Genomic DNA, 7,921 nt, shown 5'->3' with positions numbered 1-7,921 from the left:
TCTAAGCCGAAGCGGCCGCCGCGCTTGCCGCCCGCGACGCCCAGGCCGCCTTGCCCGTCGTGACTGCCGCCGTCAAGCCGGGCAGCGTCGTGACGGCGCCCTTGGAAACCGCACCCGCCAACGCAAAGCCCGCAATCAAGGCAGAGGCGCCGCGCCTGGCCGCCGACCTCGCCCTGCCGCGCGTCCCGCGCGAAGCGCGCACGGACGCCGAACCCACCACGACGCTACCGGCCCACAGCGAAGAAGAACTGACCGCCGCGCTGGCCAGCACGACGCAACAGTTCCAGGCGCCGCAGCACGGCGCTTCGCCGCAGGACCACCTGGCCCAGGCCCTTGCCGCGGCCGCCCAGCGCCAGGCCGCGCCTGTCGTAAACCAGGCAGCCGTCGCCGCGCCGGCCGTGCCGCTCGTGATGCAGGTCGCCACCCCCGTGGGCGGCACGCACTGGGGTACCGAACTTGGCCAGCAAGTGGTGATGATGAGCACCCATGCACGCCAAGGCATGCAGACCGCCGAACTGCGCCTGGATCCGCCGGACCTGGGTCCGTTGCGCGTCAGCCTGAACCTGGCGGATGGCGTGGCCAGCGCCTCGTTCGTGTCGGCCCACGCATCCGTGCGCCAGGCGATCGAAACCGCCATCCCGCAATTGCAGCAAGCGCTGGCGCAAGCCGGCATCTCGCTGGGCCAGACCAGCGTCGGCGAACAGGCCGCGCAACAGGAATTCGCGCAACAGCACGGCGGCAACGGATCGCAACGCCAGCCGGGCGGCGGATCGGCGGTCGCCGATGCGGCGGCCGGCAACGCCGCGCCCGTCGTGGCCACCCCGCGCAATGCCAACGCCCTGGTCGACACCTTTGCGTAGCAAACAGGCGGCGCGCAGCCAGCAATGGATGCGCGCAGTGCAGCAATAGCTTGAGATACGCGGCTTTCGCCCTGTTTTTCGCCTCCAAGCCGAGGCGGGATTTGGGGCAGAATGCTTTCATCCACTAAGTATCCGTTTTCACCAGCGGCCCAATACGCATCGAAACCGAGATGGCGACTTCCAAATCCATATCCGCGCCGTCGGGCGCGAAGAACTCCGGCGGCATCGGCCGCATCCTTCGCCCCCTCCTGGCCATACTGGTCCTGCTCATCGTCGCCGCCGCCAGCGCCGGCGCAACCTGGTTCATCAGCCAACGCATGCAGCAGCCGCCCGCCGGCGCCGCAGTGCAGCTGGGCGTCGGCCAGGTCCCGGGGGGCCAGCCAGGCCAACCCGGTCAGCCGGGCCAGCCCGGCCAGGGCCCGCAAGCCACGGCAACCACTTTCGTCGCGCCGCCGGCAGGCCCTATCGCGGTGCCCGCGCCGATCTTCGTGCCGATCGAGGCGTTCACCGTCACGTTGCAGAACGCCGACACGGAACGCATCATGCACGTCGGCCTGACCTTGCGCGTGAGCGACGAACAGACCCGTACGCGCCTTGAAAAGTACATGCCTGAAGTGCGCAGCCGCATCCTGATGGTGCTGTCTTCGCAATCGCCCACCGGCGTGCAGACCCAGCAAGGCAAGACCGACATGGCCGCAGCGATCAAGCAGGCGGTCAACCGTCCCTTCTCGCCCCTGCCGGACGGCCAGTATGTCACCGACGTACTGTTCACGGCGTTCGTGGTGCAATAAGCATGGCCTACGAGGCATTCCTTTCACAGGACGAAGTCGATGCGCTGCTTGCCGGCGTCACCGGCGAGAGTGACAGCAAGACCGAAGCGGCCGGAGCCAACGACGGCGCGCGCGCCTATGACCTGAGTTCGCCCGAGCGCGTCGTGCGCCGGCGCATGCAGACGCTGGAGCTGATCAACGAACGCTTCGCGCGCCATATGCGCAACGTGCTGTTGAACTTCATGCGCCGCAGCGCGGACATCACGGTCGGGTCGATCAAGATACAGAAGTACGCGGACTTCGAACGCAACCTGCCCGTGCCGAGCAATCTGAACATGATTCAGATGAAGCCGCTGCGCGGCACCGCGCTCTTCACGTATGACCCGAACCTGGTGTTCCTGGTCATCGACAGCCTGTTCGGCGGCGATGGCCGCTACCACACGCGCGTCGAAGGCCGGGACTTCACCACGACCGAACAGCGCATCATCCGGCGCCTGCTCAACCTGACCCTGGAAAGCTACGGCAAGTCCTGGGACCCTGTCTATCCGATCGAATTCGAGTACGTGCGTTCGGAGATGCACACCAAGTTCGCCAGCATCACCGGCAACAATGAAGTGGTGGTCGTCACCTCGTTCCATATCGAATTCGGCGCGACCGGCGGCGACCTGAACATCTGCCTGCCCTACTCCATGATCGAGCCGGTGCGGGATCTGCTGACGCGGCCGCTGCAGGAAACCACGCTGGAAGAAGTGGACCAGCGCTGGTCGCAGCAGTTGTCGCGCCAGGTTCGCAGCGCCGACATCGACGTGGTCGCCGAGTTCGCGCGCATCCCGTCGTCGATCCGCGAGCTCATGAACCTGAAAGTGGGTGACGTCCTTCCCGTGGACGTGCCCGAGACCATCATTGCCAATGTGGATGGCGTGCCGTTGATGGAATGCGGCTACGGCGTCTTCAACGGCCAGTACGCGCTTCGCGTACAGAACATGTTTACCTACGATACCGATTCACACGAGGCCCCCGACCATGACTGACAAGAACGAGCCTGGCACCGGCTCGTCCCCGGCCGACGACTGGGCCGACGCGCTCGCCGAACAATCCCGCGCCAATCCGCCCACCCAGGCCGATGGCCTGAAGCCGCAGGACGACTGGGCAGCCGCGATGGCTGAACAATCCGCCGCCACGCCCGCTGCCCCTGAAGCCCCCGCGCCAGCGGCGCCGACGACGCCGGCGCCGGCCCCCGCGAAGCCCGCGGCCCAATCGGCGTCGCAGTCGGTGTTCAAGCCGCTGGCCGGCACGACCGGCGGCGCCGGCACCGACATCGACCTGATCATGGACGTGCCCGTCCAGCTGACGGTCGAACTGGGACGCACCCGCCTGACCATCAAGAACCTGCTCCAGCTGGGCCAGGGATCGGTGGTCGAGCTGGACGGCCTGGCCGGCGAGCCGATGGACATCTTCGTCAACGGCTACCTGATCGCCCAGGGCGAAGTGGTCGTCGTCGAAGACAAGTACGGCATCCGCCTGACCGACATCATCACCCCGTCCGAGCGGATCAACCGCTTGAACAACCGCCGTTGACGGCACCGCGCCATGACCGAGTCCTCCCTGCTGCGCGTCATCATCGGCCTTGTGCTGGTGGTGGCCGCCATCCTGGTTTCGGCATGGCTCGCCAAGCGCGCCGGTTTGACCCAGCGCGGCGGCGGCAACCTGCTTAAGCAGGTTGCCAGCCTGCCGGTCGGCGCGCGCCAAAGCATCGTCGTCGTCGAAATCGACAACACCTGGCTGGTGGTGGGCGTCGGCCCGAACCAGATCAGCACCCTGCATACCCTGCCCGCCGGCCAGTTGCCGGAGGGTTCGCCCTTGCCCGCCGCAGCGTTTGCGGCCAAGTTGGGCCAGGCGCTCAAGCGCCGCTAGCGCCCCGCGCGCGTTCCAAGCGATACCCATGAGTTTGCTCACCCGCATTGCCTCCACCCGCGCCCGCCAGAACGCGCTGCCGCTGCTGGCGGCCGCGGCCGTGCTGGGCCTGGCGTTCTTTCCCGCCGGCGTGGTCGCCCAGGCCACGCTGCCGGCGCTGACCACCACCCCCGGCCCCAACGGCTCGGAGACGTATTCGCTCAGCATGCAGACGCTGCTGCTGATGACCTCGCTGTCGTTCCTGCCGGCCGCGCTGCTGATGATGACGGGCTTCACCCGCATCATCATCGTGCTGGGCCTGCTGCGCAGCGCGATGGGCACCGCGATGTCGCCGCCCAACCATGTGCTGATCGGGCTGGCGCTGTTCCTGACCTTCTATACGATGTCGCCGGTGTTCGACAAGATCTACGCCGACGCCTACAAGCCGCTATCCGAAGGATCGATCCCGTTCGAGACCGCCGTCGAACGGGCGGCGGGACCGCTGCGCACGTTCATGCTGCACCAGACCCGCGAGAACGACCTGTCGCTATTCGCCAACCTGGCCAAGCAGCCCGCGCTGGAAGACCCCTCGCAAGTGCCGTTGCGCATCCTGGTGCCGGCGTTCATCACCAGCGAACTCAAGACGGCGTTCCAGATCGGCTTCACCATTTTCATCCCCTTCCTGATCATCGATCTGGTGGTGGCCAGCGTGCTGATGGCGCTGGGCATGATGATGGTGCCGCCCGTCACCGTGGCTCTGCCCTTCAAGCTGATGCTGTTCGTGCTGGCCGACGGCTGGAACCTGCTCATGGGCTCGCTGGCCCAGAGCTTCTACCAATAACGCCGGGAGCAGAACCGCCATGACAGCCGAAACCGTCATGACCATGGCCTACCAGGCGATGAAGATCGTCCTGGCGATGGCCGGCCCCCTGCTGCTGGTCGTGCTGGTGGTGGGCCTGGTCATCAGCATCTTCCAGGCCGCCACGCAGATCAACGAAATGACGCTGTCGTTCATTCCGAAGCTGCTGGCGATGTGCGGCGTGCTGGTGCTGCTGGGCCCGTGGCTGATCGGCGTCATGGTCGACTACATCCGGCAGCTGATCGGCCAGATCCCCATGCTGGTGTCCTGAGCGCGCCCGCGCCGCCGGACGCCGGACGCTTCCCATGATCGCCTTCACGCTCGAACAGCTCAACGGCTGGATCGGCCAGTTCCTCTGGCCGTTCGTGCGCATCCTGGCGCTGGTGGGCACGGCGCCCCTGTTCTCCGAATCCATCATCCCCGTCAAGGTCAAGATCGGCCTGGCCTTCGTGCTGTCGGTGGCCATCAGCCCGGCGTTGGACCCCGTGCCGCCGATCGCGCCGGGCTCCTTCGCCGGCCTGTGGATGGTGATGCAGCAGGTGCTGATCGGCATCGCCATGGGTTTCACCATGCGGATCGTGTTCGCCGCGGTGCAGACCGCAGGCGAATTCGTCGGCCTGCAGATGGGCCTGTCGTTCGCGTCCTTCTTCGATCCCGGTTCCGGCGCCAACACAGCGGTGCTTTCCCGGCTGTTCAACATCATCGCGATGCTGACCTTCCTGGCGCTGGACGGCCACCTGCTGGTCCTGGCGGCCCTGGTGCGCTCTTTCGACACCCTGCCCGTCGCTATGATCCAGTTGCATCAGAACGGCTGGGGCGTCGTTGTGGAATGGGGCAAGACGGTATTCGTTTCCGGCCTGCTGCTGGCCCTGCCGCTGATCTGCGCACTGCTGACCATCAACCTCGCCATGGGCATCCTGAACCGCGCGGCGCAGCAGTTGTCCGTGTTTTCCGTCGGCTTTCCGGTGACGCTGATCGTCGGCGTCACGGTGCTGACCGTGGTGCTGCCGCACTCGGGGCCCTTCCTGGAATCGCTGTTCGAGTCCGGTCTGGGGGCCATGAGCCGCGTGGTCGATGCGTTGGCGGGGCGATAGCGCATTTTCCTCATCCAGCGCTTGCACAAAAAGAGACGGCCGCTTTTCAGCGGCCGTTTCGCATGGATCGAACCGCCCGGAAGAATCAGGGCAGGCCCGTCAACCGGAACACGCGGATCGTTTCCCGCAGCGCGCCGGACTGGTTTCCCAGCTGCTGCACCGCACCGCCCAGTTCCTGCACCAGCGCCGTATTCTGCACCGTCATCACATCCATCTGCGATACGGCGGAATCCACTTGCTCGATCCCGCTGGACTGCTCCTGCGACGCCTGCGAGATCTCGCCGATGATGTCGGTGACGCGATGCACTGCGGCGACGATCTCTTCCATCGTCGCGCCGGCCTGTTCTGCCTGGGCCGAGCCTTCCGTCACGCGGTCCACGGAGTCTTCGATCAGGCCCTTGATTTCCTTGGCCGCCTGCGCGCTCTTTTGCGCCAGGCTGCGCACCTCGCCGGCGACCACGGCGAAGCCCTTTCCAGACTCGCCCGCACGAGCGGCTTCCACGGCGGCGTTCAAGGCCAGGATGTTGGTCTGGAACGCGATGCCCTCGATGATGCTCACAATGTCCACGATCTTGCGCGAGCTATCCGAAATGCCATGCATGGTGTTCACCACCTGGCCCACCGCGACACCGCCACGGCGCGCCACGTCCATGCTGCTGGCCGCCAGTTGATTGGCCTGGCGTGCGTTGTCGGCGTTCTGCCGCACTGTGGACGTCAGCTGCTCCATGCTGGCGGCCGTCTGCTGCAGCGAGGCCGCCTGCCCTTCCGTGCGTCCGGCCAGTTCCTGGTTGCCCCGGGCGATGTGCACCGCGGCATGCGTCGTCCCCTCGATCCCACGATAGACGTCCTGCGCAATGCCGATCAGGCTCTTGCGCATGACGTCGAGCGAGAACTTCAGGCTGCCCACTTCGTCATCGGAATCCGCCACGATCTGCGTGGTCAGGTTGCCGGCGGCGACCTGGCGCGCCATGTTGGCCGCATCCACCATCGGATCCAGCAACGAACGGGACAGGCTCCATCCCATGCCGAAAATGGCGATCACGCCCAGCGCGATCGCGCCGCACCCCAAGCTGGCGCCCAAGACATCCAGGCTGGCCCAATTCGCATGCAGGCCGTAGGCGCCCGCGGCAGCCACGATGCCGCCAGACAGCAAGGCGTGGCGCAGCATGCGGCTGCGCACGCTACGCTTGAAAGGAAACGCCGCGACGTCCAGGCCGCGCCGCCAGCCGGCCCGCACGGGCCGTCCGCGGTGGATGCGGACGCCACGCGCCGACCCTTCGCGGATGCGGGCGTACAGTTCCTCGGCCATCTCGACCTGTTCGTCCGACGGGCGTACGCGCACCGACGAATACGCAACCACTTCGCCGTTTTCGACGATGGGCGTAGCGTTGGCCAGCACCCAGTAATAGCCGCCGTCCTTGCGCCGGTTCTTGACCAGCCCCAACCACGATTCACCCGCTTGCAGCGTGTCCCACAGGTCCGTATAGGCTTCGGACGGCATGTCGGGATGGCGCACGATGTTGTGCGGCTTGCCGATCAGTTCTTCGCGGGTGAATCCACTGACTTCGACGAATGCCGGGTTCGCGTAGACGATGCGGCCCTTGGTGTCGGTGCGCGAGATCAGGTACTGATCTTCACGCAGCTTGGTTTCCACATCATGGACGGGTAGATTTACGCGCACAGCTAGTCTCCAATTGCCTAAAAAGCGCAGCGAATGAATCGCAGCGGGCAAACCGGACCTGACGCCCCGCATCGACCGGTACCCGCCGTGGCTTGTCTGGCGGGTACGCCGCAGTCAAACGCTGTTCACCGCCCATTTCGGGCGTTATTGTTATTAACGGTTGAATTTTCGAAAACTTAACGTGCGTAGTAATCGCACGCGGCGTTCCGTGAACGCCCGTCACAAGGCATGCGGCCGCGCACCGGCGCGGCCGCATGCCTTGCGCAGCCAGCAGGCCGGCCGCGCAGATCGCGCGGCCGGCCTGACGCGCCGAAGGTCAGCCTTGCGTCAACGTCGGCGCGGCATAGCCGCCGAGTTGATGCGCAGGCACTTCGATCACTTCGCCGGCATTGATCTTGAAGACTGCGACGGCTTCCGCCAGACGGTGCGCCTGATCCTGCAGCGACCCGGCGGCGGCCGCGGCTTCTTCCACCAGCGCCGCATTCTGCTGCGTCACTTCGTCCATCTGCGACACCGCGCGGTTCACCTGGTCGATGCCGCTCGATTGCTCTTCGGACGCCGCCGAGATCTCGCCCATGATGTCCGTCACGCGCTTGACCGACGCCACGATCTCTTGCATCGTCGCGCCCGCGCGCTCCACTTGCTGCGAACCCGCGCCCACCTTCGTGACCGAATCTTCGATCAGGCCTTTGATTTCCTTGGCCGCCTGCGCGCTGCGCTGCGCCAGCGAGCGCACTTCGCCCGCCACCACCGCAAAGCCCTTG

At 66.1% G+C, this 7,921-nt stretch carries 10 protein-coding genes; 8 read left to right on the top strand and 2 right to left on the bottom strand.

All coding sequences use genetic code 11. The features are described 5' to 3' along the window. Positions 1-59 precede the first annotated feature (59 nt). From HG262_RS30425 to fliR, 8 genes are all read left to right on the top strand, one after another. Positions 60-860, top strand: a complete 801-nt coding sequence (locus tag HG262_RS30425) for a flagellar hook-length control protein FliK (RefSeq protein WP_348984436.1) — start codon at positions 60-62, stop codon at positions 858-860. Positions 861-1,030: 170 nt separating this feature from the next. After that, entirely contained in the window at positions 1,031-1,651 is a 621-nt protein-coding gene (fliL, locus tag HG262_RS30420) for a flagellar basal body-associated protein FliL (protein ID WP_169274535.1), read from the top strand. A gap of 2 nt (positions 1,652-1,653) precedes the next feature. Further along, positions 1,654-2,661, top strand: a complete 1,008-nt coding sequence (fliM, locus tag HG262_RS30415) for a flagellar motor switch protein FliM (RefSeq protein WP_169274534.1) — start codon at positions 1,654-1,656, stop codon at positions 2,659-2,661. Beyond that, positions 2,654-3,208, top strand: coding sequence for a flagellar motor switch protein FliN (gene fliN, locus HG262_RS30410; protein WP_169274533.1), 555 nt, complete (start codon positions 2,654-2,656; stop codon positions 3,206-3,208). The genes fliM and fliN overlap by 8 nt, the downstream gene beginning before the upstream one ends. Positions 3,209-3,220: 12 nt before the next feature. Beyond that, a complete protein-coding gene (gene fliO / locus HG262_RS30405) occupies positions 3,221-3,544 on the top strand; it encodes a flagellar biosynthetic protein FliO (protein ID WP_169274532.1) in 324 nt (107 codons plus the stop codon). Positions 3,545-3,674: 130 nt separating this feature from the next. Then, positions 3,675-4,364, top strand: a complete 690-nt coding sequence (fliP, locus tag HG262_RS30400; RefSeq protein WP_348984435.1) for a flagellar type III secretion system pore protein FliP — start codon at positions 3,675-3,677, stop codon at positions 4,362-4,364. 19 nt (positions 4,365-4,383) lie between these two features. Then, positions 4,384-4,653 carry a flagellar biosynthesis protein FliQ gene (gene fliQ, locus HG262_RS30395; protein WP_006219058.1) on the top strand — a complete coding sequence of 90 codons (270 nt, stop codon included), beginning with the start codon at positions 4,384-4,386 and terminating at the stop codon, positions 4,651-4,653. A 34-nt stretch (positions 4,654-4,687) separates the two neighbouring features. Then, positions 4,688-5,476: a flagellar biosynthetic protein FliR gene (fliR, locus tag HG262_RS30390; protein WP_169274531.1), complete on the top strand. Its 789-nt coding sequence runs from the start codon at positions 4,688-4,690 to the stop codon at positions 5,474-5,476. A gap of 85 nt (positions 5,477-5,561) precedes the next feature. Here the strand turns inward: fliR and HG262_RS30385 are convergent, their stop codons facing one another. Further along, positions 5,562-7,157 (bottom strand): PAS domain-containing methyl-accepting chemotaxis protein, encoded by a 1,596-nt coding sequence (locus HG262_RS30385; protein WP_169274530.1) that lies wholly within the window; start codon positions 7,155-7,157, stop codon positions 5,562-5,564. A 316-nt stretch (positions 7,158-7,473) separates the two neighbouring features. Continuing rightward, a partial coding sequence (locus HG262_RS30380; RefSeq protein ID WP_248293538.1) for a methyl-accepting chemotaxis protein occupies positions 7,474-7,921 on the bottom strand: 448 nt, incomplete at its 5' end.

It is taken from the genome of Achromobacter sp. Bel, assembly GCF_012928505.1.
GTDB lineage: Bacteria > Pseudomonadota > Gammaproteobacteria > Burkholderiales > Burkholderiaceae_B > Achromobacter.
Note: the sequence above shows the minus strand (reverse complement) of the source record. Positions and strands in the feature narration are given on the sequence as shown.